The organism is Geomonas azotofigens (genome assembly GCF_018919395.1).
Taxonomy (GTDB): Bacteria; Desulfobacterota; Desulfuromonadia; order Geobacterales; family Geobacteraceae; genus Geomonas; species Geomonas azotofigens.
Genome location: NZ_JAHLME010000003.1, coordinates 364,054 through 390,871, shown reverse-complemented (window position 1 = coordinate 390,871; position 26,818 = coordinate 364,054). Strand labels below are relative to the sequence as shown.

Genomic DNA, 26,818 nt, shown 5'->3' with positions numbered 1-26,818 from the left:
CAACAGTATTGATTTCCCCTGAGCGCGTAATTATCACACCTTTTGGCTAAGGATCAAGTCACAGAATGATTGTTCTTTGTTTACGGAATTACTTCGACCGGCACTGCTGCTAGACCCTCTCGTAAGGCTCAAACAGTTTCTTGAACTCGTCCAGGGCGAAACGGTCGGTCATGCCGGCTATGTAGTCGCAGATGACCCGCTCGCGCCCTTCGCGCTCCATCTTCATCTGGTGCTTCATGGGGAGCAGCGTCGGGTGCTTCAGGTAGACCTCGAACAGCTCGGTCAGGTAGCGCTCCGCCTTGACCCGCATCCGCTCGACCTTGTAGTGGCGGTACAGGTTCTGGAACAAAAAGCGCTTGAGCTGCGCGTTGCGCTCGGTCATGGCCGGGCTGAAAGAGACCACCGGGACGTTCACCCGCCTCAGGTCCTCCTGGGTCTTGATCTTCAGCTTGGCGATGTTGTCCGCCGTGGTCTGCACGAGGTCGTTGATCAGCACCCCGATCAGCGCGCTCACAGTCTGGCAGACGGCACGGTCCACATCCAGGTCGGGGTAGCGCACCAGGATGCCTTCGTACACCTCGTTCCAGAGCTCGGCGTTCTTGAGCTGGGCGAGATTGATGTAGCCCGACTTCAGGCCGTCGTCGATGTCGTGGTTGTTGTAGGCGATCTCGTCGGCGAAGTTGATGAGCTGCGCCTCGATGGTGGGGACGGTGCCGGGGAGGAATTCGGCGAAGATGGGGGCGGGGGAATCGTAGGGAGAGGAGTGCTTGGCGATCCCCTCGCGCACCTCCCAGGAGAGGTTGAGGCCGTTGAAGCCGGGATAGCGCTCCTCCAACTCGTCCACCACGCGCAGCGACTGCAGGTTGTGCTCGAAGCCGCCGCACCCCTCCATGAGGCGGTTCAGCACCTCCTCGCCGGTGTGCCCGAACGGGGTGTGCCCGAGGTCGTGGGCCAGCGCGAGCGCCTCGGTCAGCTCCTCGTTCAGGCCAAGCCTTCGCGCGATCCCCTTCCCTATCTGGGCGACTTCGAGCGAATGGGTGAGGCGGGTGCGGTAGTAATCCCCTTCGTGGTTGACGAAAACCTGGGTCTTGTACTCCAGGCGCCTGAACGCGGCACAGTGAATGATGCGGTCGCGATCCCTTTCGAAAGCGGGACGGTTGTCCCTGAATTCCTCATGGTACCTGCGTCCGCGGGATGTGGCGCTGGTGGCCGCGTAACCGGCGAGATCGCTGCGCTCCAAGGCATTGCCCTCTTTCATCCGCCCCCCTGCTCAAGTCAGTTAAAAGTAGGTAATTTATATACTGGCCGGCAACCCTGTCAACAGCAAACTTGATTGACCTTATCCATGCATCGTGCTAATAGAGCAGCTTGCGGGGGCAATGTCATACATACGTGCCGCCCGACACGCTGCCATAGCATCAAGACCTGCGCAGACCAGGGAGTTGTTCTCTTTATGACCTATCCACAGCGGAGATGCTCTTCATGCGTGTGATCGCGGGAAGCGCCCGCGGCCGGCAGCTGCTGGCCCCGAAAAATCATCGGGTACGCCCCACCGCCGACCGCGTCAAGGAGGCGCTCTTCAGCATCCTGGTGAGTCGCCTGGGCGACTTCTCCGGGATGCGGGTGCTGGACGTCTTCGCCGGCACCGGCAACCTCGGCATCGAGGCGCTCAGCCGCGGCGCGGAGAGCGCGCTCTTCATCGACTCGCACCGGGAGTCCGCGGAGCTGATCCGCAAGAACCTGGAAGCGACCAGGCTCACCGACCGCGCCAAGGTCGTGGTGCAGGATGCAGCCGCGGCGGTACGATGGCTCTCCCGCGGCGAGCCCGCGTTCCACCTGGTGTTCCTCGACCCTCCTTACGCCGAGGGGCACACGCAACGGCTGCTGGAGCTGCTGTCGACCTCGCCGTTCATCGATGCCGGCACCACCGTGGTCGCCGAGTTCTCCGCCAAAGAGGATGTACCAACGCGTTTCGGCAGGCTGGTTGAAAGCGAGCGCCGCGTCTACGGCGACACCGCCCTCTCCTTCCTGACCCTTTCAGACAGAGGTGAACCGTGCCCCTGAGAGTGGCTGTTTATCCAGGCTCTTTCGATCCCGTAACCTACGGACATCTGGACATCATCGACCGCGCCCTGAAGATTTTCGACGGCGTGATCGTGGCCGTCGCCAGAAACTCCGAGAAGAACGCCCTGTTCACCGTCCAGGAGCGGATCGACATGCTCACGGAGATCCTGAGGGATCGCCCGCAGGCGCGGGTCGAGACCTTCGAGGGACTCCTGGTCGACTATGTACGCCGCGCCGGCGCCACCGTGGTCATCCGCGGCTTGCGGGCGGTCTCCGATTTCGAGTTCGAGTTCCAGCTGGCGCAGATGAACCGCAACATCACCCGCGAGGTGGAGACGCTGTTCATGATGACCTCGGTCCCCTACAGCTACCTCTCCTCCTCCATCGTGAAGGAAGTGAGCCACCTGAACGGTCCGGTGGACAAGCTGGTGCCGCCGCTGGTGAAGAGCGCGCTCGACAACAAGTTCAGGCCGGGGCGCTGACATGACCGACCGCAAGAACAAAGGGGACAGGCTACTTTTGGAAAGACCCGGCAGACAGGGAAACGGGAAGAGTAGCCTCTCCCCTTTTTTTCTCCTTCACGTTGGATAGCATGAGAGGCGTTTGCGGATAGCAGCGCCTTTTTTCATTTCCACAGGACGAAGTCACAGGAGGCCCTATGATCAGCAAGGACATGACCATCAGCGAAATCCTCAGGCGCTACCCGCAAACCCTCCCCGTCTTCGAACGTTACGGACTGGACTGCTACGACTGCCAAATCGCCGATTTCGAGCAACTGGAGCACGGGGCGACCGTGCACAAAGCCGACCTCAAGGCCCTTCTCGACGAGTTGAACAAAAGCATCTCCTGAGGTGTGCCCCCCGCCACACCTCATCCTCGGCGAGGTTAACGAGGGCCTTCCATTCCCCTACCCTCTCGCTCCGGGAGAGGGTGCCCAAAGGGCGGGTGAGGGCCCGCCGGCTGCTTCAGACTCCCCCACCCTGACCCTCTCCCGGAGGGAGAGGGGACGCCGTGTCGCATCGATCACTCCGAAAGCATATCCACCCATACCAGCAAGCCCGGCCTCACCACCGCGTCCAAAGCCCGAAAAACGACACATCAACCGCCACCGGTTCGATATCAGTAAACGCGATTTTAAAACACGGTAAAGACATTCGCCCAAGCCCCAACGTACCCTTGCCTGAACGCCGCCGGACGTGCTACCCTCTGTCACCTCGCCAGCTTACCGGCTCGATTAATTTTTTCTTGGTTTCACTATTTAAATTGACTTTTTACCAAAACTGAATAATTTTAGCCGAAGTAAAACGCTGGATTATTCACCACAGGAGCAGCGTCATGTCAGAGTACAACATCGGGTCGAGACTGAAGAAACTGCGACAGGCCCGGAAACTTACCCTGCAGGCGGTGGCCAACGAGACCGGTTTCTCCCCGGCCCTGATCTCGCAGATCGAGAACGACAACGTCTCCCCCCCGATAGCCACCCTCTCCAAGATCGCCAAGTTCTTCGACATCAAGCTGGCGCAGCTTTTCAGCGAGGACGAAGACGACCGCAAGTTCGAGGTGGTGCGCGCGCACGAGCGGCGCATCGTCCCCCGGGTCATCTCCAAGGAGGGGACCAAGCAGGGATACTTCTACGAGTCCCTCTCCTTCTACAAGCAGAACAAGAAGATGGACGCCTTCATGGTCACCCTGACCGAGAAGGCGCCGGAGGCCAACACCTACAGCCATGACGGCGAGGAGTTCATCTACGTCATGAAGGGCAACGCCGATTTTCTCTTGGACGACAAGAAGATCACCCTGCACGAAGGGGATTCCCTCTATTTCGAATCGAGCATCGGGCACCGGCTTCTGAGCCACGACGGCAAAGAGGTAAAGGTTCTGGTGGTCGTGACGAAATAAATACAAGCAGAACGGATTCGATGGCGGGCAGCCGCTCATCCTATGGGTCAAAGGAGGAAGTACATGAGCAAGAAAATGGGAGCACTCGACTACCACTCCAGCGGTAGAAAAGGGAAGATAGAAGTCATCGCCACCAAACCGTGCCAGACCGCGGCGGACCTGTCGCTTGCCTACTCTCCCGGTGTCGCCGAGCCCTGCCTCGCCATCCAGGAGAACCCCGACGACGCCTACAAGTACACCGCCAAGGGCAATCTCGTCGCCGTCGTCTCCAACGGCACCGCGGTCCTTGGCCTTGGCAACCTGGGCGCGCTCGCCGGCAAGCCGGTCATGGAGGGTAAAGGGGTCCTCTTCAAGCGCTTCGCCGACATCGACGTCTTCGACATCGAGCTCAACACGGAGAACCCGGACGAGATCATCAAGGCGTGCCAGCTCCTCGAGCCGACCTTCGGCGGCATCAACCTCGAGGACATCAAGGCGCCGGAGTGCTTCTACATCGAGGAAGAGCTTAAAAAGACCATGAACATCCCGGTCTTTCACGACGACCAGCACGGCACCGCCATCATCTCGTCGGCGGCGCTCTTGAACGCGCTGCAGCTCGTGGGCAAGAAGATCGAGGACATAAGGATCGTCGTGAACGGCGCCGGCGCCTCGGCCAACTCCTGCGCCAAGCTCGCCATCGCCCTGGGCGTGAAACCCAACAACATGATCATGTGCGACACCAAGGGGGTCATCTACAAGGGCAGGGTCGAGGGGATGAACCCGTACAAGGAGCTCTTCGCCGCCGACACCCCCTTCCGCACCCTGGAGGAGGCGGCCAAGGGTGCCGACGTCCTCTTCGGCCTTTCCGCCAAGGGGGCATTCACGCCGGAGATGATCCGGAGCATGGCGCCCAATCCGATCATCTTCGCCATGGCGAACCCCGACCCGGAGATCACCCCGGAGGAGGCGCACGCGGTGCGCGGCGACGTGATCATCGCCACCGGCAGAAGCGACTACCCGAACCAGGTGAACAACGTGCTCGGCTTCCCCTTCATCTTCCGCGGGGCGCTGGACGTGCGCGCAACCGCCATCAACGAGGAGATGAAACTCGCCGCGGTGCACGCGCTGGCGAAACTCGCCCAGGAGGAGGTGCCGGACTCGGTCTCCAAGGCCTACGGCAACGAGAAATTCTCCTTCGGACCGAACTACATCATCCCCAAGCCGTTCGACCCGCGCGTCCTTCTGCACGTGGCGCCGGCCATCGCCCAGGCGGCCATGGACAGCGGCGTGGCGCGCATGCCCATCGAGGACATGGCGAAGTACATCGAGCAGCTCGAGTCGACCCAGGGGCGTTCCAAGGAAGTGATGCGCATGATCATCAACAAGGCGAAGAGCGACCCGAAAAAGGTGGTCTTCCCCGAGGGTGACAACGAGAAGATCCTGCGCGCGGCACAGACCCTGGTGGAAGAAGGGATCGCCCAGCCGATCCTGGTTGGCGACCGGAAGAAGATCCAGCAGAAGATGGACGACCTGAACCTCGACCTCGACGTCCCCATCGTCGACCCGACCGACAGCGAGCACACCGACGATTACGCGCAGGAGCTCTACCGCAGGCGCCAGAGAAAAGGGCTCACCCTCTCGGAATGCCAGCGCATCATGCGCAGGAAATCCCGGGTGCAGTTCGCCACCATGATGGTGGCCCAGGGGCACGCCGACACCCTCCTCGGGGGCATCGACACCCACTACCCGGAAACGATCCGTCCGGCGCTGCAGGTGCTCGGCAAGCAGGCCGGCCTCTCCAGCGTGCACGGCCTGTACATGATGGTGTTCAAGAAGGAGGTCTACTTCCTGGCCGACACCACGGTGACCATCGACCCGACCGCGGAGGAGCTGGCCGAGACCGCCATCTTAGCCGCGGAGAAGGTCACCATGCTCGGCATCGAGCCGCGCATCGCCATGCTCTCCTTCTCCAACTTCGGCTCGGTGGACCACCCGCAGACCAGGAAGGTGAAGCGCGCCGTGGAGCTGGTCAAGGAGCGCGCGCCCAGCCTGATCGTCGAGGGTGAGATGCAGGCCGACACCGCGGTGGTGCCGGAACTGCTCGACGGCTTCACCTTCTCAAAGCTGAAGACCCCGGCCAACGTGCTCATCTTCCCGGACCTCAACTCCGGCAACATCTGCTATAAGCTGCTGCGCCGCCTGGGTGGCGCCGAGGCCATCGGCCCCATCCTCATGGGGATGAACAAGCCGGTGCACGTGCTGCAGCGCGGCGATGACGTGCACGACGTGGTCAACATGGCCGCCATCGCGGTCGTGGACGTTCAGAACGCCTAGACCATGAGGCCTCCGCCCGTATACCGGGCGGAGGCCTCTTTTCCTTGACTTGCGCGAAGTTTCGGCTTAAAAAAGCCGTTTTGCACATCTAACGACAAGGAAACGGAGAACAATGACTCTTCTCGACAAAGTCCTGACCCACAATAAAAAATTCGTCCGCCCCGGAGCGTTCCCTCCCCTTCCCAAGGACCCCAAGAAACAGCTTGCCATCTTCACCTGCATGGACACCCGCCTGGTCGATTTCCTCGAGCCCGCCATGGGGATCAAGCGCGGCGACGCCAAGGTGATCAAGAACGCGGGCAACACCCTGGTCGACCCCAACGGCGGCGTGATCCGCAGCCTGGTTGCCGCCGTCTTCCTGCTCGGCGTCGAGGAGATCTTCGTGATCGGCCACAAGGATTGCGGCATGGGGTCGGTGGACGTGGAGCAGCTCAAGGAGAAGATGGTGGAGCGGGGCGTCGACCCGGCTGCCATCGACGCCCTGGTCCCCGATCTCGGCCAGTGGGTGGGCGCCTTCAGCTGCCCGGAGGAGAACGTGGAGCGGGTCACCGGCATCATCCGCAACAGCCCGCTCATACCCAAGGACGTGCCGGTGCACGGGCTCATCTTCTGCCCCAACGACGGCCACCTCGAGGTCGTGGTGCCGGGGTACTGAAGCGAGCTCTTCCTCTCGGCATCCCCTCACCGGTGTCAAAGGCCCGCCCCTCCTCGATGGAGGCGCGGGCCTTCTTTTATGTCGACGACGCCTGCCTTGAAACAGCGGCTTTCCCGACTGGATCAGGCATTTTTTCAGCTTGACAACGAAGAAGGAAAGTTCATAAAGTGGTCGGCGTGAAACGGGAATTTCTGCGCATATTCGGAGCTCTGATACTGGTTGTCTCCCTGTTGACCCTGAGCGGTATGGCTGCCACGGCCGCCACCTTGGCACAGGACCCCGTTCATGCGGCCTGTTGCGATACCGGCGGCGATCACCCGGCCACCGGCCCGGGCCACAGCTCCTCCCCCGATTGTCCTTGTTTCGCCTGCATCACCATGGTCCTCCACGCCCCGGTGACGGTGCAACGCGCTCCCATCTACCAGGAAGAATTGCCCCAGCATCCTCCCAAGCGCCCCCCATTGAGCGCCTTCGTGCGCAGTATCGATTACCCGCCCGAGGCGGCGTAGCACCCTCCATCGTTCCACCCGGGATCCGGCTGCGGGGCGGGAAGCAACCCTTCCCTCGCGGCACATAACACTTTCAGGAGAATCAGCGTGCAAAAGACGATCATCATCGCGGTAGCCATCGTACTCGGCGTGGTGCTTGCCGTCACCGTAGGCAAGGTCGGGCAGGTAAAAACGGTCAGCGTCGCCGAGGTAGGCACCAACCCGCAGCTCTTTACCGAAACCATCACCCTAAACGGCGTCATGGCCGGCATCTCTCCCTACGACAAAGGCGTGATCGGGGTCATGGACACCAATGAGGCGCAGTGCAAAAAGGGATGCGAAAAGGTCTTCATCCCGGTGAAGTACCCCGCCGAGGCCCCCAAGGTGGGCGACGAGATCAACGCGACCGGCAAGTTCACCAAGTACCCCCAAGGCTACATGTTCATCGCCGAGAAGCTCAAGGTGGTGAAACCCGCCAAGGTCGGCAGCTAACCATACCCCTGTCGTTAAATATGAAAAAGCCTGTCCGGCACCCGGACAGGCTTTTTTTTGTCGCGACGCTGCCGCGCCTCTAGAGGATGGATGCCCCGAAGGCGGACGCGGTCAGTTCCACCGCGATCTTGGCGGTGCGGTTACTGTTGTCGAGGATCGGGTTTATCTCCACGATGTCCATCGACCGCAAAAGGCCCGTGTCGGCGATGATCTCCATCAGTAGCTGCGCCTCGCGGTAGGTGATCCCGCCCGGCGACGTGGTCCCGACCCCCGGCACTTCAAGCGGATCCAGCCCGTCCAGGTCGAGGCTCACGTGCAGGCGGGTGCGGTGGGCGAGCCGCCCCAGCGCCTCGTGCGCGATGGCCGCCATGCCCCGCTCATCGATGTCGCGCATGGTGTACCCCTTGATTCCCGAGGCGCGCAGGCGCAGCTTCTCCTCCTTGTCGAGCTCGCGCAGGCCGATCAGGATGATGTCCGAGGCGTGCAGCTTCGCCCCCGGGCGCCCCACGTTGACCAGTTCCGGGAACCCCTCACCCAAAAGCGCCGCCAGCGCCATGCCGTGGATGTTGCCGCTGGGGCTGCTTTGCGGGGTGTTGTAGTCGCCGTGGGCGTCGACCCAGATCACCGCCGACGGCTGCTCCTCGGTCACCCCGCCGATGGACCCTATCGCCATGGAATGGTCTCCGCCCATGAAGATGGGCATGAATCCCTGGGTGACCGCGCTGTGCCCGGCCTGGTAGACCGTCTCGCAGACCTGCCGGATGGAGGGGAGGTAGCGTGCCTCCCGCTCGGCGCCCAACACGTCGCGCACCGGCACGGGAAGGTTGCCGATATCCTCGACTATGTAGCCTAGTCCCGACAGCCGCGACGAAAGCCCCGCGTAGCGCAGCGCGCCCGGCCCCAGATCGACGCCGCGCTGCTCCTGCCCCAAATCCAGCGGTACCCCTATCATCCTGATGCCGTTTTCCATGACGTAACCTTTCCTGATCACTGAAGCTTCTTGAGATGGTTCCAGAGATTCACCACGAAGTCCTGCGCGTTGGTCAAAAGCCCTACCGCCTGCGCCGAGCCGCGGTTGGCCAGTTTGTCCACCGAGAACTCGGCCATGTCCACCACGTAGAAATATACCGGCCGTACCCGCCCGTCCGCCTCGACCCGGTAGCTCGGCACCATGTTGCCGAAGGCGATGGAGTGGAGCTGCGTCGCGATGGCTAGGACCGTGGTGGCCTTCCTCGCGTGCACCCGCATGGCGTCCTGGGCCTGGTAGGCGTCGGGGATCACCTCCGGCAGCGGCCCGTCGTCGCGGATGGAGCCGGCCAGCACGAAGGGGATCTTCTTCCTGGTGCAGGCATACATGATGCCGTCGTCGAGCCCAAGCTTCTCGATGGTCTGCGGGATCCCCCCCGCCTGGCGCGCCTCGTTGATGATGTCCAGGTGGTTGTAGTGCCCCATGGGCATGATCGCCTGGGTGTAGATGTTCTGGCCAAGGCCGGTGCGGAAACGGGCCGCCTCGAGGTCGTGGGTGGCGAGGGCGTTGCCGGCCAACAGCGCATGGCAGTACCCCGCCTCGATCAGCCCCTGCATGGCGGTTCTGCAGTCCATGTCGAAGGCGACCGCCGGCCCGAGCACCCAGACGATATAGCCGTGGTCGCGGTCGTGCCGCAGCACCTGGTACAGCTCGTCGTAGGAGCGGGAGAAGGGGGTCTCCCTGGTGCCGCGGCTTCTGAACGAGAACTTGTCCGCGAAGGGCTCGGCGAGGTTCAAGAAGCCGCCGATGTGGAGATAGATACCCTCCTCACCGTTCTCGGTGCGCCCGACGGCCACCATGTCGCCCCGGCGCACCCGGCGCGGTTCCACCACGTCCAGCTCCCTGTCGCGCAGCACGAGGACGCAGTCCATCCGGCTCTGCGGCGCGATGAGCCACTCCCCTCCCCCCAGGTGCACGTATTCCGGGTGGTTGGAGGTGGCGTGGAAGTTCTCCGGCAGCACGCCGTCCGCAGGAGCGGGCACGAACGTCGCCGCCGGCGCAGCGGCCAGTTTGGGCCGACGGAAGTCGGGAGGAGTATAGAAAGGAATGACGTCGCTATGGGACATGGAAACCCTCCTTGGCATCGGATTAGGGCTGTGCGAAGGGAAACTTTATCATGCATCCGACGGGTTACAATGACCGGCTCACACTGCGTCACAGTCATGATTGATGTTGTCGATTGCCTCCTCAAGTTTGTGGGAATATGGCCGATAGTACTCAGTATCGATCCTGCAACCGAATCGCAGCAAGGAGGACTGTTATGAGCTTTTGGATGAACCTGAAGGTGAAAACGAAGTCGTTGTGCCTTGTGGCCATAGCCGTAGCCACGCTGGTTGTCATTGCCGGTGCCAGCCTGCACAAGATGCGGGTCATGTCGGACGACCAGGCGGATATGAACACCTCGGTGTCCCACGTGGGCATGCTCAACAACATGAAGAACGACCTGCTGGCCATCAGGCTGGACCTGGTCTACATGATGCTGCTCGAAGACCCCGCGAAGATCAAGGAGCGGGTGGACGACCTGGAAAAGAGGAAGCAGCGCATCGAGGAAACGCAGGCCAAGTTCCTGAAGTACAACCTTGACGCCAAGGAGAAGAGCCTAATCGCCGTGTTCAAGCAGGGGTACGACGAGTACCTGGTACAGGGAGCCAAGCTGCAGCAGCTGACCCAGCAAAGCGCCGGCAACCCCGAGGCCCGCAAGGACACGGTCAACTTCGCAACCAACTCGGTAGCGCCGCTATACAAGAAGCCGGCCGACGCGATCAGCGAGCTCGTGGCCGACAACGAGAAGAGTGCCAAGGACCTCTACCAGCAGGACCTCGCCGCCTTCCACTCATCACAGATCTTCATGATCGGCCTCACCGCCCTCGCAGCCGTGCTGCTTGGGGTGATCGGGCTCCTGATCGCCAACTCCATCAGCAGGCCGCTCAAGATGGTATTCGACACCCTGGCCGATGTGGCGGCGGGTGACCTCACCGCCCGCTCCAGCATCAGGACCCGCGATGAGATGGGGATGCTGGCAGCGGAAGTGAACGAGATGGCGCAGAAGCTCAACGACACCATGAACCAGGTGGTGGCTAACAGCCTCAAGGTCGCCGCCGCTGCCAACGACCTGCACAGCACCTCCGAACAGATCGCCACCGGCGCCGAGGAGGTCGCGTCCCAGACCAGTACCGTGGCGACCGCAAGCGAGGAGATGGCCGCCACTTCCGCCGACATCGCCCAGAGCTGCCACAGGGCCGCCGAAGGTGGCGAACAGGCGACCGGACGCGCCCAGGCAGGCAGGGCGGTGGTCGAGCAGACCGTGCAGGTGATGAGCCGGATCGCGGCCCAGGTGCAGACCTCGGCGGCGACGGTGGCGGGGCTTGGCGAGCGCAGCGACCAGATCGGGGCCATCATCGGCACCATCGAGGATATCGCCGACCAGACCAACCTCCTGGCCCTGAACGCGGCCATCGAGGCGGCGCGCGCCGGCGAGCAGGGGCGCGGTTTCGCCGTGGTCGCCGACGAGGTCCGGGCGCTCGCCGAACGGACCACCCGCGCCACCCGCGAGATCGGCGAGATGATCAAGTCGATCCAGAACGAGACGCGCGAGGCCGTGGGCGCCATGGAGGAAGGGGTGCGCCAGGTCGAGAACGGTACCCGCGAGGCGGCGAAATCCGGCGAATCGCTGCAGGAGATCCTGCGGCAGATCAGCGAGGTGACCGAACAGGTGAACCAGATCGCCACCGCGGCCGAGGAGCAGACCGCGACCACGGGCGAGATCACCAACAACATCATGCAGATCACCGAGGTGGTGCAGGACACCTCCCGGGGAGCGCACAGCTGCGCCAACGCGGCCAGCAACCTGGCCGCCCTCTCGAAAGACCTGCAGCGCCTGGTCGGTCAGTTCAGGCTGGCCTGATGTCTCCAAGGGAGAGGGGAAGACACCCCTCTCCCCCCTTCCCCCGTCTCCCGCGCCGCCGCCGGCGGCTCCCGCGCTAACTCCCGTCTACGCCTAGAAATCCCTTTACAATTACCCCTTCGTTCTATATCATTCGCGAGTTAACCTCCGCGTGATAAAGGACAATATGGTACTCGAGCATATCCGCAACTTTTCCATCATCGCCCACATCGATCACGGCAAATCCACCCTGGCCGACCGCCTTCTCGAATTCACCGGCACACTCTCGGCCCGCGAGAAGCAGGACCAGTTCCTCGACAAGATGGACCTGGAACGCGAACGCGGCATCACCATCAAGGCCCAGACCGTCCGTCTCAACTACCGGGCCGAGGACGGCAAGGACTACGTCCTGAACCTGATCGACACCCCCGGGCACGTCGACTTCACCTACGAGGTCTCCCGCTCGCTGACCGCCTGCGAGGGTGGCCTGCTCGTGGTCGACGCCTCCCAAGGGGTCGAGGCGCAGACCCTGGCCAACGTGTACCTGGCCCTGGACGCGAACCTCGAAGTCTTCGTGGTGCTGAACAAGATCGACCTCCCCGCGGCCGAACCGGAGCGGGTCAAGGCCGAGATCGAGGAGATCATCGGCCTCGACACCCACGACGCCGTCCTCGCCAGCGCGAAGGAAGGTATCGGCACCAAGGACATCCTTGAAGAGATCGTCAAGAAGATCCCGCCGCCGCAGGGCGACCCGGGCAAGCCGCTCAAGGCGCTCCTGTTCGACTCATGGTACGACCAGTACCAGGGGGTCATCATCCTGGTGCGCATCGTGGACGGCACGGTGAAGAAGGGCGACAAGATCCAACTCATGTCCAACCGGAAGAGCTACGAGGTGCTGAAGGCCGGCGTCTTCTCCCCCGACATGCGCGAGGTCGCGGCGCTCAGCGCCGGCGAGGTAGGTTTCATCATCGCCGGGATCAGGGAAGTCGCCGACGCCAAGGTAGGCGACACCGTCACGCTGGTGCACAACCCCTGCGACGCGGCGCTCCCCGGCTACAAGGAAGTGAAGCCGATGGTGTTCTCCGGGCTCTACCCGATCGACACCTCGCAGTACGAGAGCCTGCGCGACGCACTGGCGAAGCTCAAGCTGAACGATTCCTCCTTCTCCTACGACCCGGAGACCTCACTCGCGCTCGGCTTCGGTTTCCGCTGCGGCTTCCTGGGCCTTTTGCACATGGAGATCATCCAGGAGCGTCTGGAGCGCGAGTTCAACCTGGAACTGATCACCACCGCCCCCACCGTCGTGTACCGCGTGCACGGCACCGACGGCAACATGGTCCACATCCAGAGCGCGAACCAGCTCCCGCCGACCCAGGAGATCGCCTACGTCGAGGAGCCGTTCATCCTCGCCTCAATCCACGTCCCCAACGAGTTCGTGGGTGGCATCCTGGCGCTTTGCGAAGAGAAGCGCGGCGTGCAGCGCGAGATCAAGTACCTGACCCCGACCCGGGTCATGGTGGTCTACGAGCTGCCGCTGAACGAGGTGGTGCTCGATTTCTACGACCGCCTCAAGTCGATCACCAAGGGGTACGCCTCCCTCGACTACGAACTTTTGGACTACCGGCAGAGCGAGCTGGTGCGCCTCAACATCATGATCAACGGCGAGGTGGTCGACGCCCTCTCCCTCATCATCCACAAGGACAAGGCCTACTACCGCGGCCGGGAGCTGGTCTCCAAGATGAAGGAACTGATCCCGCGCCAGATGTTCGAAATCGCCATCCAGGCGGCGGTGGGCACCAAGGTCATCGCCCGCGAGACCGTGAAGGCGATGAGGAAGGACGTTCTCGCCAAATGCTACGGCGGCGACATCACCAGGAAGCGCAAACTCCTGGAGAAGCAGAAAGAAGGGAAGAAGCGCATGAAGAACGTGGGCAACGTCGAACTGCCGCAAGAGGCGTTTCTGGCCATCCTCAAAGTCGAAGGTTAGCCGCAATCAAGGACGGCTCGCGCCCTCCCATCCCCCCAAAAGGAAGCAACAGCGAATGGAAGATTACAAGAACGTTTGCGAAGATAAACCCGCCGATCCTGCCAAAGAGGTACGGCCGGCCAAGGCCAAGCACATCGTCCGCGAGTACCTCGAGTCGATCATCATCGCGGTGCTGTTGGCCATGGTCATCCGCACCTTCATCGTGCAGGCGTTCAAGATTCCCTCCGGCTCCATGGAAGACACCCTGGCTATCGGGGACCACCTGCTGGTCAACAAGTTCATCTACGGCACCAAGATTCCCGGGCTCGAGGGCCGCATCCTCAAGATCCGCTCCCCCAAGCGGGGTGACGTGATCGTGTTCGAGTACCCCGAGGACCCGACCAAGGACTTCATCAAGCGCGTCATCGGCGTCCCCGGCGACGTGGTCGAAGTGAGGGACAAGCGCGTCTACGTGAACGGGAAGCTCTACACCAATCCGCACGAAGTGCACAAGGAGCCCGACACCGTTCCCAAGGAGTACAACCCGAGGGACTTCAAGGATCCGGTCACCGTCCCCGCCGACTCCTACTTCGTCATGGGCGACAACCGCGACCGTTCCTACGACAGCCGCTTCTGGGGCTTCGTGAAGATGGACAAGATCAAGGGTCTGGCCTTCATCAAGTACTGGTCCTGGGACAAGGACAAGATGCGCCCCCGGTTTAACGCCATCGGCAAGCTTATTGACTAAAACAGGTTCTACGTTCTAGGTTCTACGTTCTACGTTAAACCTACGGTACGCGAAGGGCTCTCGGCATCGGAGAGCCCTTTTCTTTTGCACCCCACAGACGTTTTGACAGGGATAAACGGGATGCAGGGGATCAGGACCAAGACGTTGCTGGTTTATCCCCTTTACCCCCTTTATCCCTGTTTGTCTTTGTTCATTCGAGTGGACAGAGGCGGGCGAATGATTATTCGCCCCTACAGGTACGGTGAACTCGCTGAAAAGAAAAAAGCCCCTGCCGCGAACGCGGTCAGGGGCTTTTTAAGGTTAAAACGTAGAACCTGGAACGTTGAACTTAGAACGGCCGTTCCTCTACGCCAGGTCCTGCACGCCCTTGTAGATGATGTCGAAGAGCTCCGGAATATCCTGCTCGGCGATGCAGGAGAAGGCGATACGGAGGTCGGTCTTGGTGGTGGAGATGGCGCCAACGCCGTACTTGTCCAGCAGGTGCACGCGAAGCTTCTCGGCGTCCACGGTCTTAAGCTTTAGGCACATGAAGTAGCCGGAGTTGAACGGGTAGTAATCCCAGGCCTTCTCGTACTTGCCGCTGTTCAGCACTTCCTTGGTCTTCAGGGCGCGTCCCTTCATGATCTGGAACTTCTCCTCTTTCTGCTTGAGGAAGTCCGGGGAGCGCAGCGCCTCGATGACGAAGGTCTGGGAGGGGTGCGGGCAGTTGGAAATGCGGGCACGGATGATGCCCATGGCCTTCTTCTCCAGGGCGGTCATTACCGGCGCGTTCTCGTACTCGTTGCCATCGGCGAAGGTGATGAAGCCGGTGCGGAAGCCCCAGACGAACTCTTCCTTGGTGGCACCGTCCAGCTTGACCGCGAGGATGCGCGGGTGGAGGTTGGCCAGCTTGCCGAAGAGGGACTCCTTCAGGCTGTCCTCGTAGAAGAGGCCGAAGTAGGCGTCGTCGCTGATGGCGACCACGTTGCAGCCACCCTCCGCGACTTCCTTGATGGCGGCGACCAGGGCATCGCCCTCGGCGACGGTCGGGGTGTAGCCGCTCGGGTTGTTCGGGAAGTTCAGCAGTACGATGACCTTCCCTTTCTCCTCGGCGGAGTTCTGCAGGGTCGCTTTGAAGGCGTCCACGTCGAAGCCGCCGTTGGCGGTGAAGGTCGGGTACTTCTTCACGATGGCGCCGCTGCAGGTGCCGAAGGTGAGGTTGTAGTTACCCCAGAGCATGTCCGGCAGGATCAGGTGATCCCCCTTGTCGACGAACATGTCTGCGACGATGGAGAGGCCGTGGGTGAGCGCGTTGGTGACGATGGGGCTGCTGAAATGCTTGCCGACCTGGCTCGGGTTTTCGCGCAGCATCTTCTCGCGCCACAGGGCGCGCAGCTCCGGCTTGCCTGCCGGCGGTGCGTACGGGTAGATGTCCTTCGGGTCGAAGGCGGTCAGCTTATCCTGAATGCAGGAGAGGTACATCGGGCCGCCATTCTCGGTGGCGATACCGATGGTGGCGTTGAACTTGGTAGCTTTTTCCTTGGCTTCAGCCGACTGGGTAAGGATTCCCTTGGGGAAGAAGAGGTTCTTGCCGAGATCAGACAGCATCTCCAGGACATGGGGGCTGTGCTGGGCCAGAGACTCGTTTAACTCCGCGGCTAATGGATTCATCAAATTCCTCCTGAAGCTTAATGTGATATGCCCGGGGGCAGGACCGATGAGATTAGGAAGTAATAGACTGGCCATTAAAACCCGAGGCCAGGCAGTTGTCAACGCTTAATGTGAGGATACGGGGAGATGTTCTCATCTATTAAACAAAAAGCAGGCGGGAGAGGCGTGCGAAGCGGGTAAGGGGCGAATGATTATTCGCCCCTACCGGAACCACCTACGACACCACCGCTGTAGGGGCAAATAATCATTTGCCCAGCCGCCCGTGCCGCAAGGAAGGTCTCCTTTCCAGCAACCGGTTCTGCCCCTACCGTCCCAGCAGCATCTCCATCAGCTTGTACCCCGGCTCCACCTTGAGCCCGGTCGCAGCTGCCGAAGCCTCGTCGTACCCGGCCACGCCCGCTTTCTCCTTCTCCTCTCCGGCGTAGATCACGAAGGGAACCGGATCGGAGCTATGGGTCATCAGGGTGATCGGGGTGGGATGGTCGGGAGCGCAGAGGATGCGGTAGTCGCCGAACTGCTTCACTCCCTGCAGCACCGCCCCCACCACCTTCTCGTCGAAGAGTTCGATGGCCTCGATCTTGTCGGCGAGCTTGCCGGAGTGCGACGCCTCGTCCGGGGCCTCGACGTGCACGAAGACGAAGTCGTGCGTCTTAAGCGCGTCGATGGCGGCCTGGGCCTTGCCGTCGAAGTTGGTGTCGAGGTAGCCGGTAGCGCCGGGAACGTTGATGATGTCGAGGCCGGCGTAGACACCGATCCCCTTGATCAGGTCGACCGCCGAGATAACGGCGCCGGTGAGGCCGAAGCGTGCGTCAAAGGTGTCCATGGCCGGGGCCTTGCCGTGTCCCCACAGCCAGATGGAGTTGGCCGGCACCTCGCCTGCGGCGGCGCGACGCTTGTACTGCGGGTGGTTGTGGAAGATCATCTGCGAGGAGTTCATCAGGTAGATGAGCTTGTCGGCGCCCTCGCCGGTGGGCATGTGCTCGGTGATGGACTGCCCGGAGATGTCGTGGGGCGGTGTCATCTTGATCTGGGTCCTGCCGCCGTGCCAGACCATGAGGTGGCGGTAGCTGACGCCGGGGTGGAAGGAGAACTCCTCGTTCCCGAGCTGGCGCTGCAGTTCTTCGACCAGTTCACGCCCGTCGGCGCTGGAGATGTGGCCGGCGGAGTAATCCTCCATGATCAGCTTGCCGCCGCGTGCCTCCAGGTGCACCAGGTTGAGGCGGAAAGCTACGTCGTCAGGGCCCAGCGACACGCCCATGCTGGCCGCTTCCAGCGGCGAGCGGCCGGTGTAGCAGTCGACCGGATTGTAGCCGAACATGGAGAGGTTGGCGACGTCCGAGCCCGGAGCGTACCCTTGCGGCACCGTGTGGGCGAGGCCCAGAGTACCGCGCTTGGCCATGAAATCCATGTTAGGCGTCTTAGCCGCCTGCAGCGGCGTTTTCCCTTCCAAAGCCCCGACCGGCTGGTCCGACATCCCGTCTCCGAGCAACACAACATACTTCATAGCATCCATCCTTTATCAGTGTTCTATGTTGAGATAAAAACAGTTTTGTTAACGCAAAGCCGCAAAGGGTAAAAGGGTAAAACAATCCAAAAGCTTTTCCAGGTTTTCTTAGCGCCTCTGCGCCTTTGCGTTAAAAATATGGGCTTGTTCGTTTCGTTTTTAAATCATTAACGCAAAGACGCGAAGCCGCAAAGGCGCAAAGTGCAAACGAACTGATGGTGTAACCCGAAAGACCTTCTTAGCGTCTCCGCGCCTTTGCGTCTTTGCGTTGAGGCTTTTATTAGTTATCCCCTCGGGTGCGCCTTCTCGTGCAGCCGCTTCAGCCGCTCGCGCGTCACGTGTGTGTAGATCTGCGTCGTCGAGAGGTCGGCATGCCCCAGCATGATCTGCACGCTCCGCAAATCCGCGCCGTTCTCCAACAGGTGCGTCGCGAAGGAGTGCCGCAAGGTGTGCGGCGAGATGCCGCTCCTCACTCCCGCCTGCAGCGCCCTCTTCTTGATGATGTTCCAGAAGGCCTGCCGCGTCATCCCCTCGCCGAGCCGGCTCAGAAAGAGCAGCGGCGAACTCTTCTGCTTCAAGAGCTCCTGGCGCGCCTGCTCCAGGTACTCGCCCACCGCGTGACACGCGCTCGCCCCCATCGGGATCAAGCGCTCCTTATCCCCCTTGCCGATGGTCATCAGGTACCCGGCGTCGATGTTGACGTCGCCGATCTTCAGTCCCACCAGCTCGGAAACCCTGAGCCCCGTGGCGTAGAGGAGTTCCAGCATCGCCTTGTCGCGCAACTCTATGGCGCCGGTGTCCAGCGGCGACGCCAAAAGCGCCTCAACCTCGCGCGCACTCAGCACGCTCGGCAGCTTCTGGAGCCCCTTGGGCGCCTCGACGATTGCCGTCGGGTTCACTTCGCAATACCCCTCGCGCACCAGGAAACGGTGCAGCATCCTGAGCGCCGAAAGCGCCCGGGCGCGGCTCCGGGGGGAGATCCCCTCCCCTTTGAGCTTGGCGAGGTAGCCGGTGACGTCGCTCGCCTTCACCTGTGCGGGTTCCCGTTCCCCAAGGTAGGCGAGGTAGCGGGTCAGGTCACGGCTGTAGGCGGCCACCGTATTGGCGGCGGCGCCCTTCTCGACGACCAGGTAGTTCAGAAACAGGTCGAGGTAGCGGTCCACTAGCCATCCACGGCGGCGAGGAGCTCCTTGCGGATTTCCTCGAGCTTGCCAGGCTCGGTGATCTTCTGCCCGAAGATGTTCTTCACGTAGAACACGTCGGCGACCTGGTCGACCTTGGTGGAGATCTTGGACACGCCGATGTAGAGCCCGAGCCTGGTGAGCGTGCTGGTGATGCTGTACAAAATCCCCACCTTGTCGTGGGCGTAGATGTCGATGACCGTGTAGTCGGAGGAGACCTCGTTGTCGATCTCGACCCGCGCCGGCACGGTCGGTTTCGCCTTCTCGGTGAGGATGCTGGGACGGTTGCGCTTGGCCACCAGTTGTCCCACCCGGACCTTTCCTTCCAGTACCTGCCTCAGATCAGACTCGAAGCGGGTCCAGCGGCTCTCCTCGGTGATCACGAACCCCTGCGGGGAGTTCACCTGCAGGATGTCCAGCACCTTCTCGTTGGTGTTGGTGTGGATCTGGGCGCCGAGGATGTTCATGCCGTTGGCCGCCATCACGCCGGTGATCATGGAGAAGAGCCCCGGGATGTCGTAGGTGCAAATGGTGCAGTTGGTATAGCCCCGGTCCACCTCGTGGGAGAGCTGCAGCACCAAAAGCTTCTTGGGCATCTCGAGCAGCGTGCGCACATGCCCTGAAAGGACCTCGGGGGAGTAGGAGAGCAGGTGCCTCGTCGTGAGCGCCTGTAACTCTTCCTTGATGAGCTGCCCCGGATAGTCGTCCGCCAACAGGTCGAATACCGTCCTCTTGACGCGGCGCACCCGGTCCCCGGACGCCTCCAGCTTGAAGTCGCCACGCTCCAGCACGGTGAACGCCTTCTCGTAGAGTTCCTGCAGCAAGAGCGCCTTCCATTCGGTCCACACCTCCGGCCCCACCGCCTTGATGTCGGCGTAGGTCAGAAGGTAGAGCATCTTCAGGTTCTCGCTCTTCTCCATCTGGCGCGCGAACTGGATGATCATGCGCTCGTCGTGCAGGTCGCGGCGCTGGGCGATGTGGGCCAGAAGGAGGTGCTGGCGCACCAAAAACTGAAGCCGTTCCGAATCTTCCTTGATGAGCCCCATGCGGCGGGCGATAGTCTTGGTCAACTCGGCGCCCACTTCCGCGTGTCCGCCCCCTCCCCCCTTGCCGATGTCGTGGAACAAAACGGCGAGAAGGAGCAGCCAGCGCTTGTCGACCTCCATGGCGAGCTGGGTCAAAAGCGGCAGGGTGTCCTTGTGCTCGCCGCGCCAGAGCTTGGCGAGTTCCTCCACGGCGAAGAGGGTATGGGTATCGACGGTGTAGATGTGGTAGACGTCGTGCTGCACCTTGCAGTAGATGCGCTCGAACTCAGGGATGAAGCGGATCAGAAAGCCCAGGTGGTGCATCTGCTGCAGGGTGTCGTAGACCTTCTTCTCGGACTGCAGGATGTTGATGAAGGAGGCGTTGGCCTCCTTGGAGCGGCGGAATTTGTCGTTGACCAGGTCCAGGTTGTTGCGGATCAGGGTCTTGGTGGCCAGGGAGAGCGCCACCCCCTGCTTCTGGGCGTGTTCGAAGATCTTGATGAGCCGCACCGGATCCTTGGCGATCACGGTTTCGTCCGGGACCACCAGTTCGCCCTTCATCACGTAGAAGCCGTCCCCGACCGGGCGGCGGGTGAAGTAGCCCAGGATCTTGCGGGTGGAGTCCTCGCGCTGGCTGCACTTGGTGATGAGGAGGGAACTGAAGTGCTCGACCCGGTTGGCGTGCAGGTAGAAGTCCTGCATGAACTGCTCGACGGCGAGGGTCTTCCCCTTGTCCTCGTAGCCGAAGAAGCGGGCGATGGAGGTCTGGGCCTCGAAGGTGAGCTGGTCGTTCTTCCTGCCGGCGAGATAATGCAGCTCGTTGCGGATGCGCCACAGATAAGAGAGCGAGCTGTAGTACATGCCGAGCTCCTCTTCCGAGAGGACCCCCTTCATGACCAGCTCGCGCGGCTCGTCCACCTTGTACTTGATCTTGGCGACCCACATCGCGGTGTGCAGGTCCCTGAGGCACCCCTCACCTTCCTTGATGTTGGGTTCCAGGATGTAGACGCTGGAGCCGTACTTCTCGCGCCTTTTCCTCAGTTCCTCGAGCTTTTCGTTGATGAAGGAGTCGCTTCTCTTGGCGAGCACCTGGGTCACCATTATCTTCTTCAGCTCCGAGAAGAGGTGCTCGCTGCCGATGAGCAGGCGCGCGTCCAGAAGCGCGGTCTTCACGGTGACGTCGTTGCCCGCCATCTCGACGCAGTCGGCTATGGTGCGCACCGAGTAGCCGACGTCCAGGCGCAGATCCCACAGGAAGTAGAGCAGACGGTTGGCCGCCTCCTCCACCACCTTGGAGTCCTTGCCGGAGTACAGGAAAAGGAGGTCCAGGTCCGAGTACGGGTTCAACTCGCGCCGCCCGTAGCCACCCACCGCGATAAGGGCGAGCTGACCGGTCTTGTGCATCTGCAAATCATCCGAAAGCGCGGTGAAGAGCCGGGTAACCAGGGCATCGGTCATGGCGGTGATGGACTGCACCACGGCGATGCCGTCTTCCCCTTCCCGGTGCGAGCGCTTGGACTCCTCGCGGAAGTGCTCGAGGAATTCGCGCGCCGCGGCGAGGTAGGCGCCGCGCTTCTCCTCGAAGCTCTTGCCGTTTCCCTTCATCGCCTCGGAGAGGTATGCGTTTATGTTGAGGCGCATCACTCTTCCTTGGCGATCCGCACAACCTGCAGGACACCCGGGAAAGCCTGGATGTCCGACTCGGTGAGGCTCTCGGTGTCGCCGATGACCCCTATGATGACCCGGTTCGCGCCGGTGGACTGGTGGATGTCGAAGCCACGCTCGATGAGGAACGACTTGATCTCTTCCTGGGCCTTTTCGTCGGCCGTCTTACGCATAACGATCAGCACCTGCCAACCTCCCTTTAGTGTTCGCCGCGGGTCATGATGCGCTCCAGGCGGCGCGATTCGTCGATCACCCTCTCGAAGAGCCGCACGATGGCCTGGTCGTCCAGGGGCCCCTCGTTCTCCGCCGTCATCCGGGCGAAGATCCGCTTCTCCCGGGACGGATCATAGACCGGCAGGTCGAGCCCCTTCTTGATCTCCCCTATTTTGAGGGCGAGGGAGGCGCGCTCGTTGAAGATGCGCAGCAGTTCGCTGTCCAGCCGGTCGATTTCGTCCCTGATGTCGTCAATGCCCATGGCGGCGTCCTCAGAACTTCTTCTTGATGTGGGTGTCGCGCTTCCAGTTCACGTCGTCCACGCCCGGGTAGTCGATGTTGTAGTTGAGCCCGCGCGATTCCTTGCGCATCTGGGCACAGGCGACGATCAACTGGGCGACGGTGGCGATGTTCCTGAGTTCGATCAGGTCCGAGGTGACGATGAAGTTCCAGTAGTACTCCTCGATCTCGTCCTGAATCAGCTCGATGCGGCGCATGGCGCGCGCCAGGCGCTTGTCGCTTCTCACGATGCCGACGTAGTTCCACATGAAGCGGCGGATCTCGTCCCAGTTCTGGGAGACCACCACCATCTCGTCGGAGTTGGTCGCGGTGCCGGCGTCCCACTCGGGGATCTGCGGGAAGGAGAACGTTTCGTCCTTCAAGACCTTGACCGCGTGCTCGTAGGCGCGCCCCGCGTACACCGCCGCCTCGAGGAGCGAGTTACTGGCCAGGCGGTTGCCGCCGTGCAAGCCGGTGAAGGCGACCTCGCCGATGGCGTAGAGGTGCTTTATGTCCGTCTCGGCGTTGAAGTCCACCTGCACGCCGCCGCACAGGTAATGCGCCGCGGGGACCACCGGGAGCATCTCGGTGGTCATGTCGATGCCGTACTCGAGGCAGGTCTGGTAGATGTTGGGGAAGCGGGAGGTGATGTACTCGGCGCCGCGGTGCCTGATATCCAGGTAGACGCAGTCGTCGCCGTAGGTCTTCATCTCGTTGTCGATGGCGCGGGCCACGATGTCGCGCGGGGCGAGGTCCTTCAGATGGTGGTACTTCTCCATGAAGGCCGTGCCGTCGCGGCGCTTGAGAACGGCCCCCTCGCCGCGCACCGCCTCGGAGATCAGGAAGGAACGGGCGTTGGGGTGGTAGAGCGTGGTCGGGTGGAATTGCATGAATTCCATGTTGGCGATGGTCGCGCCGGCACGGTAGGCCATGGCGACGCCGTCACCGGTGGCGACGTCCGGATTGCAGGTGTAGAGGTAGACCTTGCCGGCGCCGCCGGAAGCGAGGAGCGTGATGCGGGCGGTGAAGGTCCGCACCACGCCGGAGTCCTTGTCGAGCACGTGGGCGCCCAGGCAGCGGTTGTGCTCCAGCTTCTGCTTCAGCACCTTCGACTCGGTGACGAGATCGATGGCGATGTGGTTCTCGTAGATGGTGATGTTCTCGTGCTTCTTGGCAGCCGCCACCAGGGCGCGCTCGATCTCGCGGCCGGTGATGTCCTCGGCGTGCAGGATGCGCCGCGCGCTGTGGCCACCCTCGCGGGTGAGATCGTAGTCGTCGCCGCTCTTGGTGAACTGCACCCCCCAGTCGATCAGGTTGCGGATCACCTGGGGCCCCTCCTCGACCACCATGCGCACCACGTCCTCGTGGCAGATGCCGGCGCCGGCGACCAGGGTGTCCTGCACGTGCGCGTCGAAGGTGTCCTCTTCGGACGAGACCGTGGCGATCCCTCCCTGCGCGTAGTTCGTGGCCGACTCCGAGATATCCCTTTTGGTGACCACCGCGACCTTGCCGTGGGCCGCGGCCTGCAACGCGAAGGAAAGCCCCGCGATACCGCTGCCGATCACCAGAAAATCAGTTTTCTCCTTCATCAAACTACCCCCCGGTAAGCTGGATTAGGCGTTTCTTGAGACCGAATGTTTGAGACGAAGTCGTGCAGCAGTCGCGAGTACTTCAGGAAAGGCTTAGGGGGTCATGGCGGCAACGTTGGGCCTTTGCCCTCAAAGGAGATTTCTTGGTGTGCGTCGCGGGTACCTTGCGTTCTTCGCGTAACCGGCTCGGGAAAACCCGCAAATTATTGATCCGCCCAAGATTTTTGTCAAGACTTTTGACTGGTTATAGCCCGCCAACCTTACATTAGACCTTGAATTATCATGCTTATTAGTCTATATATTTCCGTGGCGGAATTCCCTGTCCCATTAAAAAAGGAAGCTCATGCGCTTGACGTCACACCGACTTTTTGCAGCAGCCATCCTGACCGTGGCCGCGTTGTCGTGGTGCATCCCGGCACCGGCGCGCGCCGACATATATAAGTACGAAGATCCCGACGGCACCGTTCACTTCACCGACGCCCCCACCGACAACCGTTTCAAGATCTTCATGCGTGACATCAAGAAGGACAAGCGGCTCAGGACCGCCTTCAAGCTCTCCGGCTATGCCAGAAACCCCGCCGAGTTCGAACCCATCATCAGCTCCTGCTCGCGCGAGTTCGGTGTCGACAGTTCGCTGGTGAAGGCGGTGATCCATGCCGAGAGCGGCTACAACCCGAGCGCGGTGTCGCCCAAGGGGGCCCAGGGTCTGATGCAACTCATGCCCAAGACCGCCCAGGGGCTGAAGGTCGCCGATTCATTCAACCCCTCAGACAACATCCGCGGCGGGGTGCGTTACCTCAGGTTCCTTTTGGACACCTTCAAGGGCAACGAGTCGCTGGCCGTCGCCGCCTACAACTGCGGGCTCAACGCGGTGGCCAAGTACGGCGGCGTCCCCCCCTATCCCGAAACCCAGACCTACGTGTCCAAGGTACTCAGTTACCGTAACAGCTACAGATAGCGCAAAGGCCAAGCATGCCCTCCACCCCAGCCCAGATCATGAACCTCCCGAACATTCTGACCATGCTGCGCATAGCGGCCATCCCGCTTCTGTGCGTGCTTTTGCTGTCGCCCGACCGCGAGCCCGGCTTCTGGGCCGCGGCGCTGTTCGCCGCCGCATCGGTCACCGACTGGCTGGACGGGTATCTCGCCAGGAGGATGGGGATCGTCACCGTGTTCGGCAAGTTCCTGGACCCGATCGCCGACAAGCTGATCGTCATGGCCGCGCTGATCATGATTCTCCCCTTCAACCGGGTGCCCGCCTGGATGGTGCTGGTGATCCTCGGGCGCGAGATGATCATCACCGGCCTGCGCGGCATCGCCTCCACCGAGGGGATCGTGATCGCCGCCAGCAACCTGGGCAAGTTCAAGACCATTTTCCAGTTGGTGGCCATCATCGGGCTTTTGCTGCACTACGACTACCACTGGTTCTTCGGCATCCACCATCCGCTGGTGATTGTCAACATGCACAACGTCGGCATGTTCTATCTCTGGATCGCGACAATCATCACCATCTGGAGCGGTGTCGACTACCTGAGCAAATTTGTGCGAGTGATAGCCAAATAAAAATTTCGTATTGACACAGGCGAGGGAATCAGGTTATAAACGGGCTCCTTCGATGCACAAGGCGGCATGGCCAAGTGGTAAGGCAAAGGACTGCAAATCCTTCATTCATCGGTTCAAATCCGATTGCCGCCTCCAATAAAAACAAGGGCTTACGATTTCAGGTCGTAAGCCCTTTTTTCATCGCTGTAAAAATCGCTGCAATAACTTTGCAGCCCCCCAGCCACCACATGGCAAGGCAGGAACCGGCACGTCCCCCTCCATCGAGGCCTCAGTGAACGACACGGAAATCATTTCATGCCGTAATAGATGCCGTAATAAATCCAGACCGTAATGACCGAACCATAAAAAAAACCCGGCACCACTTCTAGGTGGCCGGGTCTTTTTGCGCCTGGCGCCTTCCCTTTTTTTGGAACCGCTACGCCGCTTCCCTCCACTCGTCGGTCCACTGGCGTTTACTGTCATCCATGCTGACGAAGAGGGAGACAACCTTGCCCGCCTCCTTGCGTGCCGCATCGGTCCTTTTGTAGTCGTCGATCTTCTTACCGCGCGCGACGATCTCGCGGAAGAGCAACTCGTTCTGCTTGCTCATCGGCACCCGCCCGTTCTCCCACTTGGAGACCTGGGACTTGTCGCAGTGCAGGTTGTCGGCGAAATCGGCACCAGACCAGCCGAGGGACTTCCTTAGGAATACGATCTCTTCCGGGGTGAGCCGTTCTTCCTTCTTCACCAGGGCATGGGCGATGCAGTCGTGCAGGGCCTCCATCCTGGGTATCTTAGGCACCAGCGCCCCGCACTCCGGGCAACTCCTCACCGTGATCCCTGTAAGGACCACGTTCCCGAGGCCGCATTCGCGGTAGTGGTAGTTCTGCACCTTTTCCACCAACTCGGCTCGCTCGCAAACCGGGCATCTCATTTCAGCATCCTCCATGCGGTTACGATCATCAATTCCGTCTCGTCCTCGAACCGGACCACCACCGTCATCTTCCCGGTGTGCACCCGGTAGCGCCACTCCCCGTTTTCGTACTCCGCCTCCTCGACGGTCCCGCCGCGCAGTACGTTCAGGCAATCCAGGGTGGACATGCCGTGCTTTTCCAGCCGCTCCAGCGCGTGGGGTTGAGCAAATGAGACATCCCCGTCTTTCAAGATGGACAGGATCAGTTTCTTCGTCTCGGTTCGCTTCAACGGTTCGTTAAGCATACTATACACCTTTAGGGGTTGCGTTCAAAACAAAAGTTGTGCTCAACACAACTTAATAGAAGGGCGACAGAGAGATGGTACAACTTATAGGAAAAAATATTGCGAAGCAAGGTGGGCTTGGTCAGGTCATCTCTTCCCACGGAAGCCGTCGTCGGTAACGCCCGCCTCCAGCGTCACAGCTGCCCTATCCTGCTGGGCGCCCCCTTGCACCCTCTCCCGCTCCCTGACCCACTCCTCAACCTCCGCCAAGTGCCAGCCGACCGATCCGGCCCCTATCCTCACCCTCGCCGGGAACCGCCCCGCCCTCTCCAGTCTCCACTGCGTCGTATGGCTCATTCCGATCAGCTCCAACAACTGTCTGCGCCTGATCAATTTATCGTTCTCCACGCGAGACCTCCTCCCTGGTAAAAGAACGT

At 61.4% G+C, this 26,818-nt stretch carries 26 protein-coding genes and 1 tRNA gene; 14 read left to right on the top strand and 13 right to left on the bottom strand.

Annotated elements, in window-relative coordinates:
* Positions 1 to 109 precede the first annotated feature (109 nt).
* Positions 110 to 1,258: a deoxyguanosinetriphosphate triphosphohydrolase gene (locus KOL99_RS11525; protein ID WP_216510618.1), complete on the bottom strand. Its 1,149-nt coding sequence runs from the start codon at positions 1,256 to 1,258 to the stop codon at positions 110 to 112.
* Positions 1,259 to 1,482: 224 nt separating this feature from the next.
* Between KOL99_RS11525 and rsmD the strand changes: the two genes are divergently transcribed.
* From rsmD to KOL99_RS11485, 8 genes are all read left to right on the top strand, one after another.
* A complete protein-coding gene (rsmD, locus tag KOL99_RS11520; RefSeq protein ID WP_216510617.1) occupies positions 1,483 to 2,064 on the top strand; it encodes a 16S rRNA (guanine(966)-N(2))-methyltransferase RsmD in 582 nt (193 codons plus the stop codon).
* Complete coding sequence (coaD, locus tag KOL99_RS11515; protein WP_216510616.1) at positions 2,055 to 2,546, top strand: pantetheine-phosphate adenylyltransferase; 492 nt, start codon at positions 2,055 to 2,057, stop codon at positions 2,544 to 2,546. Before rsmD ends, coaD begins: the two co-directional genes overlap by 10 nt.
* 176 nt (positions 2,547 to 2,722) lie before the next feature.
* Complete coding sequence (locus KOL99_RS11510) at positions 2,723 to 2,914, top strand: DUF1858 domain-containing protein (protein ID WP_216510615.1); 192 nt, start codon at positions 2,723 to 2,725, stop codon at positions 2,912 to 2,914.
* Positions 2,915 to 3,399: 485 nt separating this feature from the next.
* Positions 3,400 to 3,963: a helix-turn-helix domain-containing protein gene (locus tag KOL99_RS11505; RefSeq protein ID WP_216510614.1), complete on the top strand. Its 564-nt coding sequence runs from the start codon at positions 3,400 to 3,402 to the stop codon at positions 3,961 to 3,963.
* 63 nt (positions 3,964 to 4,026) lie between these two features.
* Positions 4,027 to 6,276 (top strand): NADP-dependent malic enzyme, encoded by a 2,250-nt coding sequence (locus KOL99_RS11500; RefSeq protein ID WP_216510613.1) that lies wholly within the window; start codon positions 4,027 to 4,029, stop codon positions 6,274 to 6,276.
* A gap of 112 nt (positions 6,277 to 6,388) precedes the next feature.
* Positions 6,389 to 6,931 (top strand): beta-class carbonic anhydrase, encoded by a 543-nt coding sequence (locus KOL99_RS11495; RefSeq protein WP_216510612.1) that lies wholly within the window; start codon positions 6,389 to 6,391, stop codon positions 6,929 to 6,931.
* A gap of 176 nt (positions 6,932 to 7,107) precedes the next feature.
* On the top strand, positions 7,108 to 7,440 hold the full coding sequence (locus KOL99_RS11490) for a hypothetical protein (RefSeq protein ID WP_216510611.1): 333 nt from the start codon (positions 7,108 to 7,110) through the stop codon (positions 7,438 to 7,440).
* Positions 7,441 to 7,527: 87 nt separating this feature from the next.
* Entirely contained in the window at positions 7,528 to 7,911 is a 384-nt protein-coding gene (locus tag KOL99_RS11485) for a hypothetical protein (RefSeq protein WP_216510610.1), read from the top strand.
* A gap of 79 nt (positions 7,912 to 7,990) precedes the next feature.
* On the opposite strand, the gene rocF is transcribed toward KOL99_RS11485, so the two are convergent.
* Together rocF and KOL99_RS11475 are read right to left on the bottom strand one after the other, a co-directional pair.
* Positions 7,991 to 8,902 carry an arginase gene (gene rocF, locus KOL99_RS11480; protein WP_328760161.1) on the bottom strand — a complete coding sequence of 304 codons (912 nt, stop codon included), beginning with the start codon at positions 8,900 to 8,902 and terminating at the stop codon, positions 7,991 to 7,993.
* On the bottom strand, positions 8,899 to 10,005 hold the full coding sequence (locus tag KOL99_RS11475) for a putative NPN-dependent ornithine cyclodeaminase (protein ID WP_216510609.1): 1,107 nt from the start codon (positions 10,003 to 10,005) through the stop codon (positions 8,899 to 8,901). Before KOL99_RS11475 ends, rocF begins: the two co-directional genes overlap by 4 nt.
* Positions 10,006 to 10,199: 194 nt before the next feature.
* Here KOL99_RS11475 and KOL99_RS11470 point away from each other — a divergent pair, with 194 nt between their 5' ends.
* The 3 genes from KOL99_RS11470 (at position 10,200) to lepB (ending at position 14,536) form a co-directional block, all read left to right on the top strand.
* Positions 10,200 to 11,843 (top strand): methyl-accepting chemotaxis protein, encoded by a 1,644-nt coding sequence (locus KOL99_RS11470; protein WP_216510608.1) that lies wholly within the window; start codon positions 10,200 to 10,202, stop codon positions 11,841 to 11,843.
* A 166-nt stretch (positions 11,844 to 12,009) separates the two neighbouring features.
* On the top strand, positions 12,010 to 13,809 hold the full coding sequence (gene lepA / locus KOL99_RS11465) for a translation elongation factor 4 (RefSeq protein WP_216510607.1): 1,800 nt from the start codon (positions 12,010 to 12,012) through the stop codon (positions 13,807 to 13,809).
* Positions 13,810 to 13,864: 55 nt separating this feature from the next.
* Positions 13,865 to 14,536: a signal peptidase I gene (lepB, locus tag KOL99_RS11460; protein WP_216510606.1), complete on the top strand. Its 672-nt coding sequence runs from the start codon at positions 13,865 to 13,867 to the stop codon at positions 14,534 to 14,536.
* Between the two features lie 345 nt (positions 14,537 to 14,881).
* Here the strand turns inward: lepB and KOL99_RS11455 are convergent, their stop codons facing one another.
* The 7 genes from KOL99_RS11455 to nadB form a co-directional block, all read right to left on the bottom strand.
* Entirely contained in the window at positions 14,882 to 16,186 is a 1,305-nt protein-coding gene (locus KOL99_RS11455) for an aminotransferase class I/II-fold pyridoxal phosphate-dependent enzyme (RefSeq protein WP_216510605.1), read from the bottom strand.
* 304 nt (positions 16,187 to 16,490) lie between these two features.
* Positions 16,491 to 17,690 carry a cofactor-independent phosphoglycerate mutase gene (locus KOL99_RS11450; RefSeq protein WP_216510604.1) on the bottom strand — a complete coding sequence of 400 codons (1,200 nt, stop codon included), beginning with the start codon at positions 17,688 to 17,690 and terminating at the stop codon, positions 16,491 to 16,493.
* A 284-nt stretch (positions 17,691 to 17,974) separates the two neighbouring features.
* Complete coding sequence (gene xerD, locus KOL99_RS11445; protein ID WP_216510603.1) at positions 17,975 to 18,853, bottom strand: site-specific tyrosine recombinase XerD; 879 nt, start codon at positions 18,851 to 18,853, stop codon at positions 17,975 to 17,977.
* Entirely contained in the window at positions 18,853 to 21,537 is a 2,685-nt protein-coding gene (gene glnD / locus KOL99_RS11440) for a [protein-PII] uridylyltransferase (protein ID WP_216510602.1), read from the bottom strand. The genes xerD and glnD overlap by 1 nt, the downstream gene beginning before the upstream one ends.
* Entirely contained in the window at positions 21,537 to 21,746 is a 210-nt protein-coding gene (locus KOL99_RS11435) for a hypothetical protein (protein ID WP_216510601.1), read from the bottom strand. The genes glnD and KOL99_RS11435 overlap by 1 nt, the downstream gene beginning before the upstream one ends.
* A gap of 14 nt (positions 21,747 to 21,760) precedes the next feature.
* Entirely contained in the window at positions 21,761 to 22,036 is a 276-nt protein-coding gene (locus KOL99_RS11430; RefSeq protein ID WP_216510600.1) for a chorismate mutase, read from the bottom strand.
* Positions 22,037 to 22,046: 10 nt separating this feature from the next.
* Positions 22,047 to 23,642, bottom strand: a complete 1,596-nt coding sequence (gene nadB / locus KOL99_RS11425) for an L-aspartate oxidase (RefSeq protein WP_216510599.1) — start codon at positions 23,640 to 23,642, stop codon at positions 22,047 to 22,049.
* A gap of 343 nt (positions 23,643 to 23,985) precedes the next feature.
* Between nadB and KOL99_RS11420 the strand changes: the two genes are divergently transcribed.
* The 3 genes from KOL99_RS11420 to KOL99_RS11410 all read left to right on the top strand — a co-directional run bounded on the left by KOL99_RS11420 (position 23,986) and on the right by KOL99_RS11410 (position 25,340).
* On the top strand, positions 23,986 to 24,600 hold the full coding sequence (locus KOL99_RS11420; RefSeq protein WP_216510598.1) for a lytic transglycosylase domain-containing protein: 615 nt from the start codon (positions 23,986 to 23,988) through the stop codon (positions 24,598 to 24,600).
* Positions 24,601 to 24,614: 14 nt separating this feature from the next.
* On the top strand, positions 24,615 to 25,205 hold the full coding sequence (gene pgsA, locus KOL99_RS11415; protein ID WP_216510597.1) for a CDP-diacylglycerol--glycerol-3-phosphate 3-phosphatidyltransferase: 591 nt from the start codon (positions 24,615 to 24,617) through the stop codon (positions 25,203 to 25,205).
* A gap of 60 nt (positions 25,206 to 25,265) precedes the next feature.
* A tRNA-Cys gene (locus KOL99_RS11410) sits at positions 25,266 to 25,340 on the top strand.
* Positions 25,341 to 25,620: 280 nt separating this feature from the next.
* Here the strand turns inward: KOL99_RS11410 and KOL99_RS11405 are convergent.
* The 3 genes from KOL99_RS11405 to KOL99_RS11395 form a co-directional block, all read right to left on the bottom strand.
* Positions 25,621 to 26,118 carry a type II TA system antitoxin MqsA family protein gene (locus tag KOL99_RS11405; protein ID WP_216510596.1) on the bottom strand — a complete coding sequence of 166 codons (498 nt, stop codon included), beginning with the start codon at positions 26,116 to 26,118 and terminating at the stop codon, positions 25,621 to 25,623.
* Positions 26,115 to 26,402, bottom strand: a complete 288-nt coding sequence (locus KOL99_RS11400; RefSeq protein ID WP_216510595.1) for a DUF4258 domain-containing protein — start codon at positions 26,400 to 26,402, stop codon at positions 26,115 to 26,117. Before KOL99_RS11400 ends, KOL99_RS11405 begins: the two co-directional genes overlap by 4 nt.
* A gap of 126 nt (positions 26,403 to 26,528) precedes the next feature.
* Positions 26,529 to 26,789, bottom strand: a complete 261-nt coding sequence (locus KOL99_RS11395) for a helix-turn-helix transcriptional regulator (RefSeq protein ID WP_216510594.1) — start codon at positions 26,787 to 26,789, stop codon at positions 26,529 to 26,531.
* Between the last annotated feature and the right edge of the window lie 29 nt (positions 26,790 to 26,818).